The sequence below is a fragment of the Albibacterium profundi genome, from assembly GCF_042159835.1.
Classification (GTDB): domain Bacteria; phylum Bacteroidota; class Bacteroidia; order Sphingobacteriales; family Sphingobacteriaceae; genus Albibacterium; species Albibacterium profundi.
The window spans coordinates 999,710-1,022,694 of sequence record NZ_JBBVGT010000002.1; the positions used below are offsets into that span (position 1 = coordinate 999,710).

General features: G+C 40.7%; 22 protein-coding genes. 9 read left to right on the plus strand and 13 right to left on the minus strand.

Going from position 1 to position 22,985, the window contains the following annotated elements:
- Positions 1-9: 9 nt before the first annotated feature.
- The 7 genes from WKR92_RS05815 to WKR92_RS05845 all read right to left on the minus strand — a co-directional run bounded on the left by WKR92_RS05815 (position 10) and on the right by WKR92_RS05845 (position 13,183).
- A complete protein-coding gene (locus WKR92_RS05815; RefSeq protein WP_375556877.1) occupies positions 10-873 on the minus strand; it encodes a DUF1735 domain-containing protein in 864 nt (287 codons plus the stop codon).
- Between the two features lie 14 nt (positions 874-887).
- Positions 888-2,459: a SusD/RagB family nutrient-binding outer membrane lipoprotein gene (locus WKR92_RS05820; protein WP_375556878.1), complete on the minus strand. Its 1,572-nt coding sequence runs from the start codon at positions 2,457-2,459 to the stop codon at positions 888-890.
- A 12-nt stretch (positions 2,460-2,471) separates the two neighbouring features.
- Positions 2,472-5,615, minus strand: coding sequence for a SusC/RagA family TonB-linked outer membrane protein (locus tag WKR92_RS05825; protein WP_375556879.1), 3,144 nt, complete (start codon positions 5,613-5,615; stop codon positions 2,472-2,474).
- 450 nt (positions 5,616-6,065) lie between these two features.
- Positions 6,066-7,562: a hypothetical protein gene (locus WKR92_RS05830; protein ID WP_375556880.1), complete on the minus strand. Its 1,497-nt coding sequence runs from the start codon at positions 7,560-7,562 to the stop codon at positions 6,066-6,068.
- Between the two features lie 101 nt (positions 7,563-7,663).
- Positions 7,664-9,094 carry a SusD/RagB family nutrient-binding outer membrane lipoprotein gene (locus WKR92_RS05835; protein WP_375556881.1) on the minus strand — a complete coding sequence of 477 codons (1,431 nt, stop codon included), beginning with the start codon at positions 9,092-9,094 and terminating at the stop codon, positions 7,664-7,666.
- Between the two features lie 22 nt (positions 9,095-9,116).
- Complete coding sequence (locus WKR92_RS05840) at positions 9,117-12,425, minus strand: SusC/RagA family TonB-linked outer membrane protein (RefSeq protein ID WP_375556882.1); 3,309 nt, start codon at positions 12,423-12,425, stop codon at positions 9,117-9,119.
- Positions 12,426-12,733: 308 nt separating this feature from the next.
- Positions 12,734-13,183, minus strand: coding sequence for a hypothetical protein (locus tag WKR92_RS05845; RefSeq protein WP_375556883.1), 450 nt, complete (start codon positions 13,181-13,183; stop codon positions 12,734-12,736).
- A 656-nt stretch (positions 13,184-13,839) separates the two neighbouring features.
- Here WKR92_RS05845 and WKR92_RS05850 point away from each other — a divergent pair.
- The 3 genes from WKR92_RS05850 to WKR92_RS05860 are packed head-to-tail and all read left to right on the plus strand — an operon-like array spanning position 13,840 to position 15,698.
- Entirely contained in the window at positions 13,840-14,193 is a 354-nt protein-coding gene (locus WKR92_RS05850; RefSeq protein ID WP_375556884.1) for a hypothetical protein, read from the plus strand.
- A 9-nt stretch (positions 14,194-14,202) separates the two neighbouring features.
- Positions 14,203-14,922: a peptidylprolyl isomerase gene (locus WKR92_RS05855; protein ID WP_375556885.1), complete on the plus strand. Its 720-nt coding sequence runs from the start codon at positions 14,203-14,205 to the stop codon at positions 14,920-14,922.
- A 2-nt stretch (positions 14,923-14,924) separates the two neighbouring features.
- Positions 14,925-15,698, plus strand: a complete 774-nt coding sequence (locus WKR92_RS05860) for an exodeoxyribonuclease III (protein WP_375556886.1) — start codon at positions 14,925-14,927, stop codon at positions 15,696-15,698.
- On the opposite strand, the gene apaG is transcribed toward WKR92_RS05860, so the two are convergent.
- Complete coding sequence (gene apaG / locus WKR92_RS05865) at positions 15,695-16,081, minus strand: Co2+/Mg2+ efflux facilitator ApaG/CorD (RefSeq protein WP_375556887.1); 387 nt, start codon at positions 16,079-16,081, stop codon at positions 15,695-15,697. The genes WKR92_RS05860 and apaG overlap by 4 nt on opposite strands.
- 20 nt (positions 16,082-16,101) lie before the next feature.
- Complete coding sequence (dusB, locus tag WKR92_RS05870; RefSeq protein WP_375556888.1) at positions 16,102-17,100, minus strand: tRNA dihydrouridine synthase DusB; 999 nt, start codon at positions 17,098-17,100, stop codon at positions 16,102-16,104.
- Between the two features lie 38 nt (positions 17,101-17,138).
- Between dusB and WKR92_RS05875 the strand changes: the two genes are divergently transcribed.
- Genes WKR92_RS05875 through WKR92_RS05885 form a run of 3 tightly spaced genes read left to right on the plus strand, consistent with a single transcriptional unit; the run spans position 17,139 to position 19,191 of the window.
- Positions 17,139-18,134: a CPBP family intramembrane glutamic endopeptidase gene (locus WKR92_RS05875; RefSeq protein ID WP_375556889.1), complete on the plus strand. Its 996-nt coding sequence runs from the start codon at positions 17,139-17,141 to the stop codon at positions 18,132-18,134.
- 32 nt (positions 18,135-18,166) lie between these two features.
- On the plus strand, positions 18,167-18,379 hold the full coding sequence (locus tag WKR92_RS05880; protein ID WP_375556890.1) for a putative signal transducing protein: 213 nt from the start codon (positions 18,167-18,169) through the stop codon (positions 18,377-18,379).
- A gap of 5 nt (positions 18,380-18,384) precedes the next feature.
- Positions 18,385-19,191 (plus strand): phosphatidate cytidylyltransferase, encoded by an 807-nt coding sequence (locus tag WKR92_RS05885; protein WP_375556891.1) that lies wholly within the window; start codon positions 18,385-18,387, stop codon positions 19,189-19,191.
- On the opposite strand, the gene WKR92_RS05890 is transcribed toward WKR92_RS05885, so the two are convergent.
- Complete coding sequence (locus tag WKR92_RS05890; protein WP_375556892.1) at positions 19,164-19,853, minus strand: hypothetical protein; 690 nt, start codon at positions 19,851-19,853, stop codon at positions 19,164-19,166. The genes WKR92_RS05885 and WKR92_RS05890 overlap by 28 nt on opposite strands.
- A 58-nt stretch (positions 19,854-19,911) precedes the next feature.
- Between WKR92_RS05890 and WKR92_RS05895 the strand changes: the two genes are divergently transcribed.
- The 3 genes from WKR92_RS05895 (at position 19,912) to WKR92_RS05905 (ending at position 22,090) form a co-directional block, all read left to right on the plus strand.
- Positions 19,912-20,586: a DUF2461 domain-containing protein gene (locus tag WKR92_RS05895; protein WP_375556893.1), complete on the plus strand. Its 675-nt coding sequence runs from the start codon at positions 19,912-19,914 to the stop codon at positions 20,584-20,586.
- Positions 20,587-20,924: 338 nt separating this feature from the next.
- Positions 20,925-21,875 (plus strand): hypothetical protein, encoded by a 951-nt coding sequence (locus WKR92_RS05900; RefSeq protein WP_375556894.1) that lies wholly within the window; start codon positions 20,925-20,927, stop codon positions 21,873-21,875.
- A 29-nt stretch (positions 21,876-21,904) separates the two neighbouring features.
- Positions 21,905-22,090, plus strand: a complete 186-nt coding sequence (locus tag WKR92_RS05905) for a hypothetical protein (RefSeq protein ID WP_375556895.1) — start codon at positions 21,905-21,907, stop codon at positions 22,088-22,090.
- 4 nt (positions 22,091-22,094) lie between these two features.
- Here the strand turns inward: WKR92_RS05905 and WKR92_RS05910 are convergent, their stop codons facing one another.
- From WKR92_RS05910 to WKR92_RS05920, 3 genes are read right to left on the minus strand one after another with little or no spacing between them, the layout of a single operon-like run.
- A complete protein-coding gene (locus WKR92_RS05910) occupies positions 22,095-22,304 on the minus strand; it encodes a DUF3820 family protein (RefSeq protein ID WP_375556896.1) in 210 nt (69 codons plus the stop codon).
- A 16-nt stretch (positions 22,305-22,320) separates the two neighbouring features.
- Positions 22,321-22,677 (minus strand): HepT-like ribonuclease domain-containing protein, encoded by a 357-nt coding sequence (locus WKR92_RS05915; RefSeq protein ID WP_375556897.1) that lies wholly within the window; start codon positions 22,675-22,677, stop codon positions 22,321-22,323.
- Positions 22,667-22,960, minus strand: coding sequence for a nucleotidyltransferase family protein (locus WKR92_RS05920; RefSeq protein WP_375556898.1), 294 nt, complete (start codon positions 22,958-22,960; stop codon positions 22,667-22,669). Before WKR92_RS05920 ends, WKR92_RS05915 begins: the two co-directional genes overlap by 11 nt.
- Positions 22,961-22,985: the final 25 nt, after the last annotated feature.

Sequence of the window (22,985 nt, forward strand, 5' to 3'; positions counted from 1 at the left end):
AACTGTATACTACTTCTTTTTTACAAGTTTTTGTACACCCCAGTGTCCACTTGGAGGTAAATCATAATCTAAATATAGCGTTTCAGTCGCTTCGTCATAATAGTTCTTCGCTGGATCCAACGTACCCGCTGCAACTGAAGATTCACCAAGTCCAGATACCGCTACACTTATAACTTGTGTCGGATTTTCAGGATCTAATGTCACCGTTGTCTCGTTACTATATATTCCGATAAACGGAGCTGTAACAACTAAAGGTGTTACCGTTGAAAATGTTTGTTCATTTTCTCCAGACCCGGCAGACGATTGGAACGTGTTAACATAAGTACCGTCCAAGATTGATTTCGGAGAAACGGCATAGAGTCCAGCCCCAAAGTTACCACTAATTTCTCCAACAGATGCGGATTCGATTCTGATTGGTAACCCGTAATCAGTACTTAAGTCAAACAGACCTAACTTAATTTTAACAGGGATAGTTACTCTTTTTTCACCTTGTTTAATTACTGCGGAACCGCCGTTCGCTATTTCCAACCAGTCGGCGGGAATTACTTCATAATTGGCGTCATTATCCGCGTTATAAGTTTCCGCGATAGTTGGATCAACAACGATTTTAACATTTATGTCACTTGGTGCAGTTTCTGCACCTGAGTAACTAACTACCAAATCTAGTTCAACTTCATCCTGTGGATCAAACGCAAGCGTCCAACTCGGATATGTAGACCCAGTCTCCGGAGATGTAACAGGAGCAATATTATACAATTCGATTACATTCGGAATATATCCGGGCGCTTCTGGTCCAACGATAGCATCGTCTTTCAGACAGGATGAAAATCCGACTGCCAGAAAGAGCGCAATTACATATATTATTTTTTTCATTTTTTTTACTTTTACTATTTAGCCCAAAAGATCTTATCAGTGTCTGGATTAATGGCAATAACATTACTGCTATTATACTTGAATTCACTTTCCGGATACAAGAGTCTTGTAGGAAGACGATCCGGTGTGGATGCTTGTGATACGAGTGACACCATCGAGTTCACGGCGTTCCCCTGAGGGTTCGCAACCGTTGTCGGGTATCCTGTTCTTCGGTAATCGTTCCATGCTTCATGACCCATAATCATATTATAAGCAATATACTTTTGCGTAATGATTGCCTCCAACTTCTGCTCATTCGATCCAGAGAAGTTTACCAAAGGATTATTGCTGTTTGCCGCAAAGTATGCAGCAGCGTCGCCTTCAAAATCTCTGTCTGCGGGAATCGACCCTGCCGCATCTTTATAAAGATACGCGAATGATGCGATCACGCCATTTTCAAAATCTTCCTTTGCATCTCCTGAAATTATTCCTTTAAGAACAGCCTCAGCTTTGTTTAGGTAAACTTCTGCCGCTAGCATTAGAGGTTGACCTGCGTCGTAACCTTTAAAGATTCCCAATTCACTATAGGAAGTCGAACTTGAGCCAATGAACCATGAATTCGGGTTTTCTCCTCTTTCAGCATCCGAACCTTCATAACCTAACTGGTTAGTTGGTGCTGATCCGTTAGAGAAAGCTTTGTATACAGCAGCTCCACGAGCATTGTCGGAAATTTTATCACCGCTATAGAATCCTAACACATATGGAGTAGGTACAAACTGCCCCCCCCTTGTTTGTCTCGTACCTGCTGCATTGTATGCCCAGTTGTTCCATAGTCTGTTTTGTTTGTCTTCAATCTTCGCATATCCCGGGTTAACAATTGCATCGTCTTCTAAAAAACCAATGGATTCGTCGAAGGTTTTGTTCGAAAATGCTACTTTATCTCCGCCTCTGATAATCAATTTTAATTTTAGAGATTGTGCAAATTGAGCCCAGCTCAGCATATCACCACCAAACATCGGATCTTGGGCATCGCCAAGTTCAAGAGTCACCTCTTCATCCGCCTCCATAATGGTCGTAAATGCTTGATCAACGAGATCGGTAATCTCCTTATAGATAGTTACAGCGTCGTCATAAGGAACAGCTAATTGAGCATTTCCTTGAAAAGCTTGACTATAAGGAACATCATTATATGTGTCAACTAATAACTGAAAGTTATAAGCCTTCATAATTTTAGCGATCGCATTGAAATATGCATATTGTTCTTTACCCTCCCCTTCGGTATCGTTAATCACGTACTCAAAGTCATTGAGAATATCGTAAGAAGTATTCCAAAGAACTTGAAAGTCTGTAGTGGTATAATTGTAGGTGATGATTGAGCCCCAACCACTAACTCCTCCACCATTGGCATAATAACCAACTGTTTGACCACCGTAAACATTATAGTTATAAATATGGTTGGCGGTCGCTGTAATAGCCTGAGGTAATATCAACTCAGGAGTCGCTGTTAGCGCTTCGTTGGGATTTTCGTTGATGTCCAGAAACTTCTTACAAGAAGTGCCGGTGACAACAATGAGACCTATTAATAATAAATTAAATATTTTTTTCATTTGTATCAACTTTTAAAAAGTAAGAGAAACGGTTAATCCAAAGTATCTTGATGGTGGCGTCTGTCCTAGGTTTGCTAAGCCAATAGCATTACCGTTATTTAAACCATCACCGTCGCTATATTCAGGATCAGTATAAATATTAGTTTTCGGAGTCCACATAAATAAGTTACGACCTTGTAAGCTCAGACGTGCGCCTTCAATAAATTGACTGCGCGCTAAGAATTCTTTTGGCAAGTCGTAGCTCAAAGCAATCTCTCTCAACTTCCAAAATGCACCAGAGATAACGTAATTTTCATCAATACCAGTACGTGTACCAGCCATTGTCCAGAATCCAGGACCTCCATCTCTCACTGTAATATTTGTGTTCGGCACGTAGTTCCCAGATTCATCTAAATATGAAGAATTTGGAATAACGAAACGATCACGATCATAATAAGTCGTTGCTATAGACGATCCTGAGAAATCGATTGTCGATCCCGCAAAGAAGTAAGAGTATCCACCACGATATTCTGCCAAGGCACTTAATGTTAACTGTCTCCAGGTTACTCCAAGATCTAGCCCTAAAATATGTTTAGGTGCAGCGTTACCCAAAATAGATATATTTTGGCTTTCGGTTGGATAACCAGAGCTTGGATCAACTATAATTCTTCCTTGATCATCGCGCTCATGAGTACTACCCATAAGTACTGGGAATGGCTGTCCTTTTACGGCATATGAACCAGCTCCAGAACCATAAGCTCCTAACTGCAACTGATCGGCGTCATCGGATACTTCCAATACCTCATTATCATAATAACTGAAATTACCACCAACACTTACTTCCCAGTCTGCTGTACGAATAGGAACTAAACGCAATGAGGTCTCAATACCTCTACTGCTTGTTTTCGCAGCATTTAGCAGATATGTCGAGAATCCTGTAGTTGATGAAACCCCCGTACGAACTGTTTGATCAGTCGTTTGATTATCAAAGTAGGTAAACCGCGTCTGGATACGATTTGTCCAAAAGTTCGCGTCAAACCCGAATTCGTAACCATTGGTTATTTCCGGATTTAGATTGGCAGCAACCATGGTATTATTAATGGTAAAGCCACCTGTACCGCTATATGGATAACCTGCACCTTGCCCGAAAGTCGGGTCTAGTTTATATGCGCCAAATTGGCTACGGTTACCGAGGTTCACGTTACCTGTCTTAGATATGCCAGCACGTAATTTAACAAAGTCAATTCCTTCAATGTCTTGTAAACTCTCAATCGCATCCGTTGCAATAAACGAAACGTCCGCAGCAGGATAGAAGAAAGAATTATTATCTGAAGCAAGTGTAGACGTCCAGTCATTTCTTCCAGTGATGTGTAAGAATAAATAATTACGGTAACCGATATTTAAATCTCCGTAAAGACCTACTTGTCTCGCTGTGTAATTTGATTCAGTAGCTGTTGGAGGATTCGTACTGTTCCCTAAGTTGAACAACCCCGGAATAACGAGACCAAGAACTTCCGCATCTGCACTTCTGGTCTGATCTTGACGAACAGCAGCACCAAGAGTTAAACGGAATGTGAAGTCATCCACATCTTTCTTCAAACCAGCCATAAAGTCGCTGTTTACACGCGTTGTAGACATACTGTTTTCATAGGTCAAACCGGCGATATCTTGAACTTTATAAGTTGAAGCTTGTGCTTGATTTTTCGTGAACGGAGAATATGTGTAAATATCCTGGAATTCCTTCGCGGTATAACTTCTAGAAGTTAATCCGATACGATAAGTAAAATCTAACCAATCAAGAGGCGCATATTTTAACTCAACTCCACCAATTACATATTCATTACGTGCGTTCCGACGGTTATTGTCTGCCGTAAAATACGGGTTGTTGTAATAAGCGTTATAGTAACCATCAGGACTAGCAAATGGATCATTTCTCCAATCTTTATATGCAGTTACAGGAATATTAGCCGGCGTCTGCAACAATTGATCATAAAGAGTTGCTGTCGATGTTGTAATATCGTAGTTATTTTGAGTATAACTTGAACTAACCGTTGCAGTTAAATTTTTAGCCATCTCGTACGTACCATTGAAACGAACTGTTGCACGGTTAAATAAATCGCCGGGAGTCGTGCCTTCAACATCTGCGTATTGAGCAGATAAGTACATTGTACCGCGATCGGTCCCAGTCGATACAGCTAAATCAGTTTGATTCGTGTAACCGTTCTGCCAGAACTCCTTCTTCTCGTCTGTTGCTGCGTATGGGACACTTTGTAAAGTAGCATCAGGATATGGTAAAATATACCCGATCTCTCTCATTGAACCATCAAACTTCGGCCCAAACTGCTGATTTTCGTATGGAGTATAAATTTGCAAATCTCTATCGGATCCAGCACCGAAACTCGTTTGAAGATCAGGATAAAACGCGACCTGTTCGAATGTACTCGTATTAGATACTGTTACTCTTGTCGATCCCGCTTGTCCTTTCTTAGTCGTAATAATTAAAGCACCATTCGAAGCCTCTGATCCATATAATGCCGAAGCACCTGCACCATTTAAAACAGTAATATTGGCAACGTCACTCGGATTTAGGTTTCCAAGTACTTCATTCGGAACTACGATGTTATCTAACACGATTAACGCTTCATTATTTCCCGTTAACGAACGCATACCTCGGAGATTAACCCGGTAATTTGGATTAACTCCACCACTTGTCGCATTAATTCTCATACCGGCTACCTTACCACTCAAACCACTCGCGATGTTTACCGGACGAGCGGTGGTCAGATCAGCTGCTTTGATATCAGTAGAAGCGTAGCCTTGCGCTCTTTTTTGAACTTCGATACCACCAGCACTAATGACAACCTCACTCAAAGTACTTGCACTAGTCTGTAGCACAACGGACACATTTGTTCTGTTGCCCACGACAACGGACTGGCTCTCAAAACCTATATAACTAAAGGTCAATGAAGTCGCATTTGATGGCACAGTTAGGGAGTAGTTACCGTTCTGATCGGTTTGCGTTCCCTCGTTAGTACCATCGATCAAAACGGTCACGCCTGGTAAAGGCGAACCATCATCGCTGGCAGTTACCGTACCGGTAACCGTTTTGCTTTGTGCAAATGCTGTACCCACCAGCAACACACTTAGCATGAAAAAAACTAGTAATTTTTGTTTCATGTGTTTAAAATTAATTTGTTTTAGAAAATTTAAAAATGGGAAATCTGGAATCGGAGGGCGCAGTACTACTCCCTCGCAATAAATTCTTTCACTTAATCTGCTATTTGGATGTAACAATCTTTTCTTATATGTTCCTTTCTCTCTTGTAAAATTATTGTTAATTATAAACCAAACTTAAATGAATGTTTTAAGAAAATGCGGTAAGTAACATAATTGTTACGTAATTTTTAAGGATTTATGAACAATTCACGCAAATAATAACCATAAAATGCGAAAATAGCAATAATCATTACTATGCCTGCATTGCAAGTGTGTAACACTAAATACTCATTTGAATAGATGATTGAAAAATTTTAAATTGACAATTAAGGTACTATCATGAAACTGCTTTCATAGAAAATGCCATGTTGATTTGACATGGCATTTTCTATGAAAGCAGTTTAGCGAAATTTATATATCAACAACATCAGCTAGAAATGTCTTAACAATTCTGGTTTTCTTACTTCCGTCTTTAGGTATAACATCAAAACTTACCCGTATACCTACAGTAAGGTCAGTTGTCCGCGGACGAGGCCATCCTCTCGAAAAGAATGGATAAACTCCGGTATAAATGGTTTCTTCGCCAACCTCTTCTTCCGTTCCATAAATTTCAATTATACCGGTATCTGGCATGTCGAATAGAACCACTTCTTTAAATGGAATACCAAAATCTACCTCATCGGACAATGCATTATTAAATATAACGTCAAATGATGAATCGTCCACCGTATAATCTTGCCTTGTCACATAAGTCATACCATCAGACATTAGCTCTGATTGAACTTCTCGATTCACAACAGGTTTATCACTAACATAGAATACCCCTAACGGCTCATCATATAATGGTATATATCCGCTCGCCCCTGAATAATTGGTGCCCGGGGCGTAAATATTGGAAGCAGATACGAGGAAACTGCTTTCCAGCGCACCCTGCATTGATATATCACTCTTAATGCGTAAATTTACATTGTCGCTATTTTCGGCGCTTTTACCACCAAAAATTCCACTTAACAAGTTTTGTATTACGCCCGACACGCCGCTCGTAATATTTTTGGTAACAAGATCTTTAATTGAGTTAAACAGCTTTGTAGATAATTTCGGTTTTACCTTTTCCGCATCGCTCAAACCCTTGATGATTATATTGCCATCACCAATATTGTTAGTGTTGAAGGACGGGCTCACAGTTAAATCAAAACCAGGAAGAGATATGCTCCCTGTCACGGTTCCACTTGATTGCCCATTCATTGTTATCTGTGTAACTTGGTTAGAAATAATGGGCCACTGCAACCACAACGAAGTATAAGAAACATTTGCAAGATCAGGATCATATGCTAACTCATATTCGAAGGCGTACCAAGTCGCTTTTGCAACCTGCCATTGCTCTAATGTCGATGCCATCGTTTCGTTATTGTCAAAGTCGATAAGCGTAGTTGCTGCAAAATTCATAATAGGCGACGACTGTGCATAATTTCCTGCTGTCCCCAGCTTATGGACAATATTTTTCGATTCTATGAAATTACTATTACTGGGGATATAGTAATACATTCTCAGAACCCCTCTGTATTTATTGTACAACATAAAATAGAAATGTTCTGGTACTGCGGTAGGACTAAAGGTATTGTAAACTAGAGTCCAGCCATCCGTTTTTTTATAATCGTGAAGTATTTCTGGGGTAATCTGAGTACTAGCACCCGACGCCCACGGAACTAAAATTTGCGTATTATTGGGCATTGGCATAAAATCAGCATTTTCCCAGTCAAAATTATATGGGTTAACGCTATATAGGGTCATATCGTTACTTTCCATTAAATCGGTATGATCCAATCGAATATCATCTTTCGGAGCCTTTTTACACGAAGAGATGATAAAAAGAGAAATCCAAAAAAGCGGTATTAATAATTTTCTCATAATTTATTTTGGTTTGGTTTTATAATGTAAAAATTTTCGCTATTAATAATACTGCTACCTTTTTTAATAAAGGTGGCAGTATTATTAATCTATCTCCGGGCTTAAAACTTATCCCAGAACACTTTCCCGTCTGCTGCATCGCCACCTTCAACCTTAGCGGCTGCAGCTGAAACATTGTCTTCGTTAAGCGTATATTCGCTGGTTACATATGGCAAACGTGTAGGCATCGGTCCATCCGCATTTTGTGCCGGTGATAGCGCTGGGAAATCCAATCGTCTCCATTCTACCCATGCATCATAACCTCTATTGTATAGTGCAAGCCATTTTTGATTACCTATTGCTTCTTTGTAGTTAGAACCGGAAATCGTTATATTGACGTCGGGTTGCGCAAGGTATGTGGCTATGTCTGCGCCTCCTACACCCCAATACTCCATGGATGCAGTAATAGCATCATTATAGAGCGCAGTAGCATTTCCACCCCAACCTCTTGCAGCTGCTTCAGCTTTTATAAACAATACTTCAGAATAATCTAAAAGTAATGCTTCAAAGGTCGGATCGGTGATTTTATCGCTTACGTGTGAAAAATCATCGGATGGTGAGGTAACGCCCGGCGTTCCACCAACATATTCTCCGTCAATTTTATCTTTAAAAAAGAAATCCATTCTTGGGTCTTCCAAATCCTTCATCTTGTTTACAATGGTAGAAGCAATCACATAGTCCTTCCGTGAGGTAAATGGAGGAACCAAGTTAGCCGAAACCGGATTATTGTTGGGTGATGCTGCTTGATATGCAAACGCCGCATTGTCGGCATTGCTATTGAAAACTTTGTCTGCCGAAGCTGCGAATGCAGACTGAGCTGTAGCAGCATCAGCGTCAGCAATGGTGATCGCCATCTTAATTTTCAAACTATGTGCAAATTTTAACCACGCATTTATATCATCATAATAGATTAAATCAGAAGCTCCGAAGCCTTCGGCAGAAGGATCAAGTGCGGCAATAGCAGCATCTAAGCGACTGAATAAATCGGTGTAAATGGTTGCAGCATCATCATATACAGGTCTTCCAGTCTCCACTAAATTCAATGCTTCGGAATAAGGTACATCACCCCAAGTGTTCACAACAACCGTCCATGCATACACAGAAAGTATTTCGGTTAGTGCTACTTGATTGGCTTTGATTGCCGGATCCAAGAATTCGTCAGCTTCAATGGTTTCTTTACTCGTTTTCAAATCCATTAAAGCCTCACGATAAAACTGTGTCCAGAAATTGAGAGGTATATTTCTCGTGACGAAATCATAACGCGGCTCATCTTGATATGTAGTTGCGGTCCACTGTTGCATCCAAAATCGGAATACATTGCTGTTAACGTTTGGAGTAGTCAATATATCAGAAATAACCTTGGTTGAGTTAGCAAATAATGAGCCCGGCGTAACCTCAGATGGGTTTTTCTGGTCTATATTATAGTCGTCTAGACTCTTCACACATGACCCTAACAGAACCACAGGAAGAATTAATAAAAATATCTTTTTCATGTTTATTTTTTTTTTGAGGTTATTAGAATTTGAAACGTAAATTAAATCCTACTGACCTAACTGTCGGATAAGCCCCACTTTGGTAACCTTGAATATTACCAGAACTTAATCCTGCTTCCGGATCGGCATACGGTAAATTCTTGTGAATAATCCATAAGTTTCTACCGATTAATGACACGTCAATGCCTTTGATAGCTCTCGTTCTTTCTAGCCACTCTGAAGGCAGTGAATAAGTAATTGCTGCTTCTCTTAATTTTACATAGCTAGCATCGAAAAGGCCTACCGCAGTCGGATTGTTCGCATAACCATATGGTGTCACGGAAGAATCGTAGTTTTCAACACGAATGTCGTTTGGTGTACCATCTTCTTTTACTCCCGGCAGAATAACACCTCCACCTTGTGAAATCGGCAATCTAGAAGGGTTTCCTAAATCATTCAACCCAGCTGTTTCAGGATAAAGACCGGTCGCCATACCATAGTATTGATCTAGTGACCACACATCACCACCTTGCTTAATGTCAATTAGGAAATTAAGAGCAAAGTTTTTATAGGTGAACATATTCTGAATACCACCAGTCCAGTCAGGATTAATATCACCCATAACTGTGTTCGGATCTGAACTCAAGTAATACCCATCTTCACCTACAACTTTTTGACCATCTATATACTGATAGTCTACACCTCTAAACGTTCCAAAGGGCTGCCCCACGGTTGCATTTAACGACACACCACCTTGGAAAGTAGCAATCTGGAGATTCTTATTCCCTTCATATAGGTCTATAACCTCATTACGATTTCTTGAGAAGTTTGCATTGATCGTCCAAGAGAAATTATCTGTCTTAACGGGGATACCATAGGCTGAAATCTCAAAACCTTTATTCTCTATCGATCCAGCATTTACGAATTTAAATCCGTAACCGGTTGCTGTCGATACACTAACGCCCATAATCTGATCAAATGAAGTTGTTTGATAGTAACTAGCATCAAAACCCAAACGGGAGTTGAAGAATGCCATTTCAATACCTGCTTCCACACTACGGGTACGCTCAGGCAATAACTCCATATTTTGCTTATAAGAATAAACTGAAGTTTGGTGGATTCCGTTAAAAGGGAAGTTGATGATAAAAGTATCATATAAACTCAATGCAGGTGCATCGGCTCCTACTTGCGCATAATTCAACCTTACTTTACCGTAATTTAAAATGGATTTATCTTCGATTAAATTACTGAAAATAAAACCACCGGCAATAGACGGATACCAATACGTATTATTATCCTGTGGTAAGGTACTCGACTGGTCGCGACGAATCGTAGCGTCTAAGAAGTAAGTATCCTTATAACCAAAATTCGCTGAAGCGAAAATACCATCCACACCTATCCTACGATATTGCTCAACCGGTGCATCCATAGGAGAGAACGAATTGGATAGCGAATATAAACCTGGGAAGGCTAAGCCACCAACGGTTTCAGCATACACGCTAGAAAGCTCGCTTCTGCGAATATTACTACCTAGTAAACCGGTAAATGAAATGTCTTCGCTGATATCTCTGTTGAAATTAATTAATAAATCATAGTTTGTTTCGCTAAAAGTGCGATTAAACAAACTGTACCCAGGAACATCTGCTCCTCCTTGTGCCCAACGCTCCTCTTGCTTTTCTGTAGAACCATCATAGGTTACGCGACCAACAATGTTCATCCATTCCAAAGGAGTCCATGACAATGCGAAGTTTCCGAAATATCGGTTCCTAGTATCATTCTGGTAATTCTCAAATCTGGTGAAATATGGATTATTAGAATAGATCGGCGAAACTGCGGTATGATCTGACCAGTTCCAAGTTATATTTTGTTTATTTCTATAATAAGCAGCCTCCTGTTCTTTCATATCAACATTGGTTTGCCACCATTGTCTGAATTGCTGGTTTACATTATTTCCAGAGTATCCTGTACCAAATCTACCTAGTCCATCAATCTTTGAAAAATTAGCTGTACCAGAAGCTTTTAAGTTTTCAGTAATATCATAGGATCCACCTAAATTGAATATATTCTTAATGATTTTACTGTTCGGAAGAATACCTGTTTCGTCGTTTCTGGTATAACCAGCTTTAAAAGTTGCATTATCGCCACCGCCGTCCAACGTAATACTGTGGGTTGAATTCACGCCAGTCTCAAAGAAAGTAGAAGGATCATTTTTAGCGGCTACCCAAGGTGTTTTCTGTCCATAAGTAGGGGAGCTTGGATCAAATGCATCCCATTGATAGACCATGAGGTTTGGATCAAATGCCCCTCCATAAGAAGCATCTTCTGTGAAAGGCACAATTAGCGAATTCCCGTTTTCAAATGGAGTCCCTCTGAACCAGAAGCTACCGTCTTCCGATCCATACGTAGGAAAGTCAGTGACGTCCATATCATTATCTGGATCTCCATCGGAGTTTGCCAACTCGGCTAATCTTATATATTCGCTTTTAGAATATTCGTTGATATAACCTGCACCGTATTCCGTCTGATATTCGGCAAAAGTTGACTTGTCAATATTCCCGAAAGTAAGGCCAGTATTGACGGTTATATTCATCGAATTCTTTTTACCTTTTTTGGTGGTAATCATAATCACACCATTTGCAGCGCGAGATCCGTACAACGCGGTTGCTGCAGCGCCCTTCAAAACCGTTAAGGATTCGATATCGTCCGGGTTAATATCTGCTGCCGCATTACCGTAGTCATAACCACCACGACCCGTAGTTTGGTTAGATGTGTTGGTATTAGCATTACTGATAGGCGCTCCGTCAACAACAAATAACGCTTGGTTATTTCCTGTCATCGACTTTATACCACGCATTACAACATTCGTCGAGCCACCCATGGTACCAGATTGCTTGATATCCAAGCCGGCAACCTTCCCCGAAAGCGCATTGACAAAATTGTTGTCACGTGTACGCGTTATCTCTTCCGCTTTTACTTCCTGTGCTGCATAAGGCAACTCGTTACGCTGACGCTGTATACCCAAAGCCGTTACGATAACCTCCCCTAGTTGAGTTGCATCATTCACAAGTGTAACATTGATCGTTGTGCGATCACCAATTTGCAAGGTCTGTTTTGTATAGCCTATAAAAGAAAATTCCAGCGCCGTTGCGGATGCTGGAACATCTAAACTATAAAAACCTTCACCATCTGTCGTAGTACCAGTTGTCGTACCCGATACCGTAACTGTAACTCCCGGGATCCCTAGACCATCCTCTTGAGAAGTTACTTTTCCGCTTACTCTTCGATTTTGGGCATAAGCTGAACTAATAATCAGAATACCCGCCACGAAGAACAATAGTAATTGTTTTTTCATGTGTTTGTGATTTGTTTATACTTAATTATCAACGATTGATAAATATTAAACCCTGAAAATCATTATTTAGTATATGTGACTTGGTTTTTATAAAGAAATATTTGATACTAACTCAATATATTTCTTAAAATGATTTAATATTACCTATAAGACAAACTAACAAGAAACGAATTACAATTCCATGACTTTTTTACGAAAATGTTAATGAAACGTTAAATAAAAGAAGCCGCACCATGTTTAAATGATGCGGCTTCTCTTTTGTTGATTTTTTAGAAATTGGAAATTCTAATTTCCTTAAATCTTCAGAATTACATTCCTGGAGTTGGTGCCGGTGTCGGCTCAGAAGGAGTCGGCTCACTCGGAGTTGTCGGCTCAGAAGGCACTGTAGGAGTCGGTTCTGCTGGCTCCATTGGGTCTGCTGGGCTTTCAGTTGCCACTGGCAACTCAACCACTTCACCCGCTTCGTTCAAGTTAACCACTTTTGTTTCTTGATCTTTTTGTAAAGAAATCTCGTAAAAAGGAATTCCGTCTGCCGGAGCTACTGAAAAGGCTTCTTTAACTGACCATTCTGCATACTCTTCACCTGCAAGGGCTTCTTTAACTGCATCAGGTAAATCTTCCGGGTTAACTGGGGTTTTATCTTGAACTCCCATCACAACCTCGCTAGCTGCTGGGAAATTAGTTGTCTCTGCGTTTACATTTGTCGCCGTAAATCCTGCGAATGCCAATACTGCGGCTGATAACATTAACTTTTTCATCTTACTATAATTTTTAATAGTTTTAAATTCTGTTAATAATGTATTTGCCAAGGGTATTGAAAATGCTATGCCAAAACTCGAAAAGCTCGTTTAAAAGCGTTAAAGCGCAATCGCGACCGCTAAACTTAACCTCATAGTGTGTAACGAGTTCTACAATATGAGGTAAAGACCTCAACATCGGACGAAAGTTGTTCGACTCAACTACCAATCAGTTTTCTATTGTGTCCCTATTGGACCCGTTCAACAACGCTAAAACTGAGACCTAACAGAAAACTACCGCCTGGCGACACCCGTCTTACCTAGAACAGATCCTTTACCGACACGATAGCTTTAGGCTGCAAAATTTGTGCTGAACATGATAATCCCATGGCTCACATGAAAATGGATTCAGGGCACAAAAAAAGAGGTTATTTCACAACAACCTCTTCTCAGATACTAAAACAAACTATACTTAAATAAAGATTTTTCAGTGAATCTTTTAAACACGATTACCTACCCAATAGATAAACTTTGTGCCACGAATCGGATTTATGCTAATCCTATTGATCCTGACCGCTTTAGTATAATTTGGCACTCAACACCAAGAAAGCAAAGTGTAGAACAAATTCCACACTTTGTCCCTTTATTCCACAATCGCAATTGAGTATCTTTGCGAAATGGATTTAGCAACAGTAAATAAAAAATGGGCGGAACTGCAAATGAAGATCGTCGAAGACTTCGATGTAGACACACCTGATATACAGAATTTCTTGTTTTTAATCGGCATTCAAGAATTAGGACAAGGGCCAAAAAAGTTTAGTAAAAGACAGAAAGAGGAGCTTATGCATATAGCAAACTGCCGATTATTTAGCTCGATGGGCTTCTATGAGCTAATTGGTACCGATCAGGATGGATGGCCGCATTGGAAATTAATAAAACCAATTCCCAACTATACACTCCTAGAACAGGAAATGGTAATGAAATCACTAATCGTGAATTATTTTGAGGAAGAAATGAGTCAGGATTTTTAACTTCGTAACATGATAAGAAAAATACTTGTACTTTTTATTCTGAGCATACTGGTTGTACCCGCATGGGCTCAGTTCTCAATTTTCGGAAAGAAAGACAGAAACACGTACGTGGAAATCAGAACAGATTATGGTGTTTCTATTGTCAAATTATATAATCAGACACCCAAACACCGGGACAACTTTATCAAATTGGTGAAGGATGATTTCTACGATGGCTTATTGTTCCATCGGGTGATCGAACAGTTTATGATCCAAGGCGGCGATCCAGATTCAAAGAATGCAGAAAAGGGGGCGCAACTTGGCGACGGCACACTGGGATATACGATTGAGGCCGAATTCCGTGATAGTTTGTTTCATAAGAAAGGGGCTTTGGCTGCTGCCCGTGATGACAATCCGGAAAAGGCATCAAGCGCTAATCAATTTTACCTGGTTCAAGGGAAAGTTTTTACGGATGAGGAGCTGGACCGTTTGGAGGAAGTGCGACTGAAAGGTCGGCAGATTCCTGAATACCAACGTGAAGTGTATAAAACAATAGGAGGGGTACCGCATTTGGATCAGAATTATACGGTTTTTGGCGAAGTGGTTCAGGGTATTGAAATAGTGGATCAGATAGCAGGGGTGCCGACGGACGAATTTGACCGCCCAGTGGTTGACCAAAGAATGCAGATGCGGGTGTTAAGACGCGGCGAGGCTAGGCGGCTGGAAAGACAATTAGAGGAGGATAGATAATTATGAAGATTGTTACCTACAATGTAAATGGTATTCGGGCCGCCATGCGGAAAGATTGGCTGAGCTGGGTGAAAGAAACGGATGCCGATGTTATCTGTTTGCAGGAAATCAAAGCTTCGCCAGATCAGCTGGTCGATTTGCTGCTGCTTGAACAGCTGGGCTATGAACATTATTGGTATCCGGCAGAAAAAAAGGGGTATAGCGGTACGGCTATTTTAACCAAGAAGAGCCCTAAGCATGTGGAATATGGCTGTGGAGAGGAATTGTACGATAAGGAAGGTAGAATTATTCGTGCCGATTTTGATGAGTTCTCGGTAATCAGCGCTTATTTCCCATCGGGATCTAGCGGCGACGTGCGACAAGATTTTAAATTTCGCTTTCTGGACGATTTTCAACTTTACAGCAACAAACTGCTGCAAGAACTGCCAAACCTGATTGTGTCGGGCGATTATAATATCTGTCATCGGCCGATTGATATTCATAATCCGAAATCAAATGCAAAATCGTCTGGCTTCCTGCCGGAGGAACGGGCGTGGATGGAAAGCTTTATTAATTCTGGTTATGTAGACTCATTCCGACACCTTAACCCTGAACCGCATAATTATACGTGGTGGAGCTATCGGGCAAATGCTCGTGCGAAGAATTTGGGTTGGCGGATTGATTATAATATGGTGAGCAAACCGCTGGAAAGTAAAATCAAGAAGTCTACAATCTTAACGGATGCCCTGCATTCGGATCATTGCCCAGTACTGCTTGAATTGGAGTTAGGACGTTAATTCATTCGAAATGGAGCAACGAGACTGAAACGGGGAATGTGTACTTCAAACATTACGCCGTCAACTTCACGCATCATTTGATAAGTTCCCTCCATAAAGCCCATTTCACTTTGAAGGTTACAGCCTGAAACATAATCGTGGGTTTCACCGGGTGCGATAACCGGTTGAACACCAACAACGCCCTCGCCTTCTACTTCGCGCTTGGCGCCTGCGGAATCAAAAATAACCCAATGTCTACGCAATAGCTGCACGCTATGTTCGCCCAAGTTTTCGATGGTCACGTGGTAGGCAAACATATAATGGTCGTTCTGAGGATTGGAGTACTCAGACTGATATACCGTTTCTACAGAAACTTTAACATTCTCTGTAATTTGTGTAGCCATTCATCACTTTTTTCCACAAGTTAATAAATGACTTCCAAATTCGCAAAATTCGACTCGATCTCGCTTAGAACTTCTTCTATGTCAGCTATGTTATCGAGCTTGACAAGCTTCATGCGATATTCTTTAAAGTGAGGTATGCCTTTGAAGTAATTAGCATAATGTCGGCGCATTTCAAAAATGCCCGTTTTAGGGCCTTTCCATTGAATGGATTTCTGAAGATGAATACGGCAGGTTTCAACGCGCTCTGTAATGCTTGGCCCCGCTAAGCGCTCACCGGTCTGGAAGAAATGTTTGAGTTCACGGAATATCCATGGATAACCGATGGAAGCACGGCCAATCATGATACCATCAACCTCATACTCCATTCTCCAGGCAGCTGCCTTTTCAATACTGTCGACATCTCCGTTACCAAAAACTGGGATTTCGATACGCGGGTTACGCTTAATGTCACGAATCATCGTCCAGTCGGCCTGACCTTTATACATCTGAGAGCGGGTGCGACCATGAATACTGAGCGCCTGGATGCCAACATCTTGTAAACGCTCGGCTACCTCATAGACATTCTTGGTGTTATCATCCCACCCTAGGCGCGTTTTCACGGTAACGGGTAGATGGGTTGATTCTACTACGGCCTTGGTCATCGCCGTCATTTTATCGATATCTTGGAGCAGACTAGCGCCGGCACCACGGCAAGCCACGTTTTTAACGGGGCAACCGTAGTTAATATCAATCAAATCTGGTCCTGCAAGACTAGCAATCTCGGTTGCTTCGCGCATCGTATCAATATCACTACCAAAGATCTGAATGCCGATAGGTCGCTCATACTCAAAGATATCCAGTTTTTGTTTGCTTTTTGCTGCGTCACGGATAAGTCCTTCAGACGAAATGAATTCGGTGTACATCATGTCCACGCCGTTCTGTTTACAGACAAAACGGAAGGGCGGATCGCTGACATCTTCCATCGGCGCTAAAAGCAATGGAAATTCTCCTAAATCTATATTTCCTATCTTAACAGACATTCCCTATCTTGAACCAATTTTTAATTAATTGCAGATTAATGGCGCAAATTTACGAAAATCAAAAGGCATTTCATTATAAATATCCTGAAAATCACCCGATCGTGTCGCTGATATACTTATTGCTCTTTGTGATGATTGGCGCTTTCGTGTTCTCTTTACTAGGAATCGGGATCGGCTTCGCAATGCATGGAGTGGATATATTGAAGGATCTGCCAGCGTTAATGGGCGGAAATTCGGACGAAGGTATTTTATTCTTAAAGATCTTTCAGCTGGTTTCCAGTATCGGTGTTTTTGTTGTACCCAGTCTGCTGTTGCGAACATTTGAGCGAAAGCGTTCGTTTTATTATGATTTTTCAGGTCCCAAAGAACGTCAACTTATTTGGTTGACCATCGGGATTATGCTCTTGGCGGGGCCAGTAATTGAAATTTCAGGTTATTTGAACCAACAGATGAAACTGCCCGAGAGCTTGGCGAATATGGAAGCTTGGATGGAGGCCAAGGAGCTTGAGATGAAGCTGGTAACTGAAAAAATGCTTCACGGTGTCAGTTTTTTGGATCTGCTTTTAAATCTAATCGTGGTAGCCGTTGTACCCGCCATCGGCGAGGAATTGCTCTTCCGGGGTTCTTTGCAGCCGATTTTGACACGCTGGTTTAAAAACCCACATGTTGCCATTTGGGTGGCGGCGATTGTGTTCAGTGCCATCCACGTTCAATTCTACGGATTTATACCACGACTGCTGATGGGTGCTGCTTTTGGATATTTATTTTATTGGTCGAAAAGCATTTGGTTGCCTATCTTAGCGCACTTTTTGAATAATGCAGCTGCGGTTATACTCTTCTTTGTGGGACAGCGGCAAGGCAAAACCTATGAAGAGCTTAGCGAAGCGGACCTGTCGTACTGGCCGGTGGCAATTGTATGCGCTGGCATCTTGGTTTATTTATTTATCCGTTTCAAGAAGCTAAGCGAGGATGAAGATACCGGTGAAACGGGCGGATTAACCGATAACAAAGAGAAAAACGAGCTAGAGTCTTAAAAAAAACAAAAACGTTTCTAAAGAAATATTGTATGGAAAAAGATTGGAAAAAAATTTACACCGGTACTAACTTTTACAAAGTGGAGCTGATCAGACAGGTTTTGGAGGACCGAGAAATTTCTGCAGTGGTCATGAACAAGCAAGACTCTTCGTATAAATTTGGTCAAATAGAACTCTATGTTCATGAGCGCGATGAGGAGGGTGCGAAAGCAATTATCGAAGAAATGTCGGAAATTGAAGATTAAGTAGCATGAAAACAAGGGCGATAACAGGTATTGTATTTGTCATAGTGCTGGTGGGCTCCTTTTTATTGGGTCCGTGGGTATTCTCACTGTTTTTTGCTCTGATCGCACTTTTAAGTCTGAATGAGTTTTACGGTATTGTCGATAGCAATTCCGAGAAAATAAGCACCAACCGGGTTGTGGGGATTGCTGCGGGAGCTGGCTTGTTTGGCGGGGCTATTTTATTCCAGATGCACGTCATTACCTCTTCAGTCCTCTTGGCTCTGATTCCTTTGATCACCCTGCTTTTCTGGACGGAATTGTTCCGTAAGACCGGAAATCCTTTCGGCAATATTGCCTTCACTTTTCTGGGAATTATCTATGCGGTGGTTCCATTCGTTTTCTTCTATTTGCTAGGTTTTATTGACGGGTCGTATGATTACCAATACCCATTGGGTTTTCTTATTTTGTTATGGGCAAGCGATACAGGCGCCTATCTGGCTGGCCGAAGTTTAGGGAAAACGAAGCTATTTGAAAGACATTCTCCTAAAAAGACATGGGAGGGCAGCTTTGGCGGACTGCTGATCAGTCTCCTAGCCGCGTTTATTTTATCACGTTATTTCGTAGGTCTGGAAACGTGGGAATGGATGATCACGTCGGTTATTATAGTGGTTTTCGGCACCTATGGCGATTTGACCGAATCGATGTTGAAACGGAGCTATGGCATCAAGGATTCAGGGAATATCCTTCCGGGTCATGGTGGTTTTCTAGATCGCTTTGACGGGCTGTTATTATCGGCTCCTTTGGTTTATCTGTTTTTGATGTGGGTTGTGTGATCACGCTTTTTTTTAGGTCGCTTTTTTAACACCGATGCATCGGTATAATAACGGTACTCTTTATCACGATAGAATGGCATCTTATCGCCCAAGCCATGCCGGCTAGTTTGGTAAACAGCTTTGAAAAGCTTCTGCGCTCTCGGCTGGAAACGGATGACAGAATCGGCCCGAAAAGCCATCCCTTCATCGCGATTAAAAGCGAGGTGTTGAATAGCTTCAGGATTGTTGGCGGCCGCGAGTACATAAGCAACAACATTAGAAGGTCCGGAAATTCGCTTACCATCGCTTTCTCGTTTGACCGATCGGATGAGTAATCCTCCATAAGCTTCTTGTACGGCAGAACCATAGGTTAAATCGAGACCTCGACGGGTATGTGTGTACTTTTCTATGCCGATAAAACGATGAAAATACCAAGAACCGGTAACTGACATCTTGGGGATAACCCGCTTAGGATATTGAAAAGCATGTGAATAGGGATCAGGATGTATTTCCTTTTGATAGAAATAAAATTCAAGTTCAAGTACTTCGAAGCTTTCATTACCGGCAATAAGCTGATAATCGATTAATATAAGCTTAGCCGCTTCTAGAAATCCGGCTTCAACTTCTTCGGTTGTGCGACTCGTTTCGGCAATGCTCGACAGCGTTTTGTATAGTAAATCCATTTATACTAAATTTACGAAAAAAGAGAGCCGACCGCAAATTATCGCTATTTTTGATCAAATGAAAGTATTTCCTAGTACCTTTAAATTTCTTAAAGACCTCGCTAAAAACAATAATCGGGAATGGTTTAACGAACATAAAGAAGCTCGCTACGAAAAGGAACGGGAGCTGTTTATTGACTTTGCCGGTAGCATTCGCGATGGATTGGCTACGATGGACAATCGTATCCCACGAGATTTGCCGGTTTCTAAGTTTGTATACCGGATCTACCGTGACATACGTTTTAGCAAGGATAAGACACCTTACAAAAGATATTTTTCTGCTGCCTACTCGTCCGAAGGGCGAGTAACTGACATTCCTGGATACTATCTTCATATCCAACCGGGAAACAGTTTTATGACATCTGGATTATGGCATCCTGACAAGGAGAAGCTAGCAGCTGTGCGACAAGAGATTGATTATAATAGCGAACATTTCCGTTCCATTGTAGAAAATACCGACTTCAAGAAATACCTAACACTAGATCAGGAAGATAAATTAAAACGTGCACCGGCCGGTTATGCGATTGACGATCCAAATATAGAGTACTTACGATTGAAGAGCTTTACGGCAACTGCGGCTTTATCGGATGATGAGTTAACAAGGGACGATGCTGATAAATTGGTGTTGGAACGATGTCGATTGATGCAGCCTTTCATACAGTTCCTGCATGAGGCACTGGAGGAGGTGAAATAAGGTCTGTATTATATTTTCTTTGTCAAAGTACAATCTTTACACCTTATGATAAATATATACCGTTCTAAAGAAATGGGCATAGAGCAGTAAATTATTTCATTTTCAAAAGATGGAATCGTAGTAAACATCCAGTGTCCTTCGTCAAGCAAAACAATATGCTATAAAGTCGGGCAACTAATTTTTTAGTTAATAACTTGCTGTTAATAAACTAAAAGATTAGTTTTGGTAATAGCGAGATTTATATGAAATATTTACGGTTACTTTTATCTCTTTTATTATGCTTAACGGCAAACAATATATTTGCGCAAAGTGAAGCAAATGCCTCCTTCACAAAAGCTATGAGTATTACAGATGCAGATCCAGAAAACTATATTGCTCCTTTAAAAGCATTAAAGAACATTCCAGTTGACGAAGACGACTTAGGAGGATTAAGTATGTGGCTCCAAGCAATGATGACGTATAATTCATTTTTGGGTGATTATGATAGTACGTTGTATTATTCGGACGCTAGACACCGAGATTTAATAGATACTATTCAAACTAAAGTCGATACAAACTTTGTTCTTGAACATGAATTTATTGATGCAACTCACTATATAACTGATAAAGCGAAACAACATCAAGTAACAATGATCAATGAAGCACATCATAGTCCATTTCACCGTGCCTTTATCATGGAAATGTTAGTCGACTTTTGTGAGGCGGGATACGACTATCTTGCAATAGAGACTCTACAAGACTCATTGATCAATGTCAATCAAAAATTAACATACCAAACAGGATATTATAGTCGAGAGCCTCTTTTTGGTGAGCTGATACGTTACGCTTTACGACTTGGCTTCCATCTTGTTCCATATGAATCTCAAGAAAAGTGTGACAATAAGAGCTCGGAGCGGAATTATTGCAACAGCTTCCGCGATTCCATTATGGCAGTCAATCTGAGCAAAGTTATAGAGAAAGACAATCAAGCGAAAATTCTAGTCTATGCTGGGTACGATCATGTGCATAAGGGCAATAGCAACGGCTGGAAAAAGATGGCCGAATACTTCTGGGAGATGACAGGCGTCGAACCTTTCTCTATCGATCAGACGGCACAGATAGAACATTTTTATCCGCAACGAGAAGAGAAGGAATTTGCAGCAGTAAATTCATTAAAACAGATAAAAAAACCAGTTGTAGCTATTAAAAATGGAAAAGCGTGGCATGGTAAGTTTGTTGATGTTTCTGTGATATATCCACGCTATCGACAAAAAAACACCGTCCGAGCTTTTATCAAATTGGAGGGTTAAGGTACCCGTACGAAGTCGATGACATAAATTTGGCGAACGGCTATATCGTTCAAGCTTTTTATAAAAATGAAGAGCCTGGTATCCGTATTCCTGCAGATCAATTAGTAATCGGAAAGAAGAAAGGAGAATTGTATCTTTTCCCAGGGGACTATATCCTTGAAATAAAAGACGAACTGGGCATCTTGAAGGAAAAAAGAGAAATCTGTATAAATTAAGACCTTATTTTCTCAAAGGTTTAAGCAAATATTCCAGACCGTTGAGCTTGATTTCATACATGGTAGCCATTAGCCCGCCGAGTTTCCCTGCGGGGAAGCCTTTTTCTTGATACCAAACCAAATAATGTTCGGGGAGATCGCATATCAAACGATCTTTATATTTGCCATAGGGCATACGAGTTTGGACAAGCGCCATCAAAAGTTCTGGATTCATGCGTCGGCGAGTATGATTATTTTGTTTTTTCGATATTCTCCAATATCCCCTGTATCTTTACCTTTAGGTCAGGCAAGTCATGGGTCGCAATCTCCCAAACAACATGGAAATCAACACCAAAATATTCATGTATAGATACGTTTCGGAAACCTTTAATTGCCTTCCAGGGTATATCTGAGTGTTCTGTTTTAAGTTTTTCTGACAAAGCATTGCATGCTTCTCCAATAATTTCAATCTGCTTAACAGTAGCAAAACGTTTTTCTGAGTTTTCCAAAAATTCATTATAAAAAACATGGAGAATATATCTTTCAACTGAATTTATAGCATCCAGAATATGGAGTAACCTAACCTTATCTCCCAACTCACTCTTCATAGATTAGCACTTTATCCTCGTCGATGATATTCTTGATATATGGTGATATACCCTCAGAACTTATCAAATCGACTTTACGTTTCAAGATATTTTCAAGTTCCTCCTTAAATATAAAAAACTTCAATCCAATAGGCTGACTATGATCTAACTCAACAAGAATATCGACATCGCTATCATTTAAGGCCTCATTCCGCGAATATGATCCAAATAGATAAGCCCGTTTCACTGGTCTACTAGTGAAATATTTTTTTAATTGGGCGATATGTTTAGCAGTCAATTTCATACAATCGAATAACAAAGATATCAAA

Bases quoted from the DNA above. Each gene is read 5' to 3' on its own strand.
- WKR92_RS05815 (WP_375556877.1), bottom strand. From the start codon at position 873: ATGAAAAAAATAATATATGTAATTGCGCTCTTTCTGGCAGTCGGATTT.
- WKR92_RS05820 (WP_375556878.1), bottom strand. From the start codon at position 2,459: ATGAAAAAAATATTTAATTTATTATTAATAGGTCTCATTGTTGTCACC.
- WKR92_RS05825 (WP_375556879.1), bottom strand. From the start codon at position 5,615: ATGAAACAAAAATTACTAGTTTTTTTCATGCTAAGTGTGTTGCTGGTG.
- WKR92_RS05830 (WP_375556880.1), bottom strand. From the start codon at position 7,562: ATGAGAAAATTATTAATACCGCTTTTTTGGATTTCTCTTTTTATCATC.
- WKR92_RS05835 (WP_375556881.1), bottom strand. From the start codon at position 9,094: ATGAAAAAGATATTTTTATTAATTCTTCCTGTGGTTCTGTTAGGGTCA.
- WKR92_RS05840 (WP_375556882.1), bottom strand. From the start codon at position 12,425: ATGAAAAAACAATTACTATTGTTCTTCGTGGCGGGTATTCTGATTATT.
- WKR92_RS05845 (WP_375556883.1), bottom strand. From the start codon at position 13,183: ATGAAAAAGTTAATGTTATCAGCCGCAGTATTGGCATTCGCAGGATTT.
- WKR92_RS05850 (WP_375556884.1), top strand. From the start codon at position 13,840: ATGGATTTAGCAACAGTAAATAAAAAATGGGCGGAACTGCAAATGAAG.
- WKR92_RS05855 (WP_375556885.1), top strand. From the start codon at position 14,203: ATGATAAGAAAAATACTTGTACTTTTTATTCTGAGCATACTGGTTGTA.
- WKR92_RS05860 (WP_375556886.1), top strand. From the start codon at position 14,925: ATGAAGATTGTTACCTACAATGTAAATGGTATTCGGGCCGCCATGCGG.
- apaG (WP_375556887.1), bottom strand. From the start codon at position 16,081: ATGGCTACACAAATTACAGAGAATGTTAAAGTTTCTGTAGAAACGGTA.
- dusB (WP_375556888.1), bottom strand. From the start codon at position 17,100: ATGTCTGTTAAGATAGGAAATATAGATTTAGGAGAATTTCCATTGCTT.
- WKR92_RS05875 (WP_375556889.1), top strand. From the start codon at position 17,139: ATGGCGCAAATTTACGAAAATCAAAAGGCATTTCATTATAAATATCCT.
- WKR92_RS05880 (WP_375556890.1), top strand. From the start codon at position 18,167: ATGGAAAAAGATTGGAAAAAAATTTACACCGGTACTAACTTTTACAAA.
- WKR92_RS05885 (WP_375556891.1), top strand. From the start codon at position 18,385: ATGAAAACAAGGGCGATAACAGGTATTGTATTTGTCATAGTGCTGGTG.
- WKR92_RS05890 (WP_375556892.1), bottom strand. From the start codon at position 19,853: ATGGATTTACTATACAAAACGCTGTCGAGCATTGCCGAAACGAGTCGC.
- WKR92_RS05895 (WP_375556893.1), top strand. From the start codon at position 19,912: ATGAAAGTATTTCCTAGTACCTTTAAATTTCTTAAAGACCTCGCTAAA.
- WKR92_RS05900 (WP_375556894.1), top strand. From the start codon at position 20,925: ATGAGTATTACAGATGCAGATCCAGAAAACTATATTGCTCCTTTAAAA.
- WKR92_RS05910 (WP_375556896.1), bottom strand. From the start codon at position 22,304: ATGAATCCAGAACTTTTGATGGCGCTTGTCCAAACTCGTATGCCCTAT.
- WKR92_RS05915 (WP_375556897.1), bottom strand. From the start codon at position 22,677: ATGAAGAGTGAGTTGGGAGATAAGGTTAGGTTACTCCATATTCTGGAT.
- WKR92_RS05920 (WP_375556898.1), bottom strand. From the start codon at position 22,960: ATGAAATTGACTGCTAAACATATCGCCCAATTAAAAAAATATTTCACT.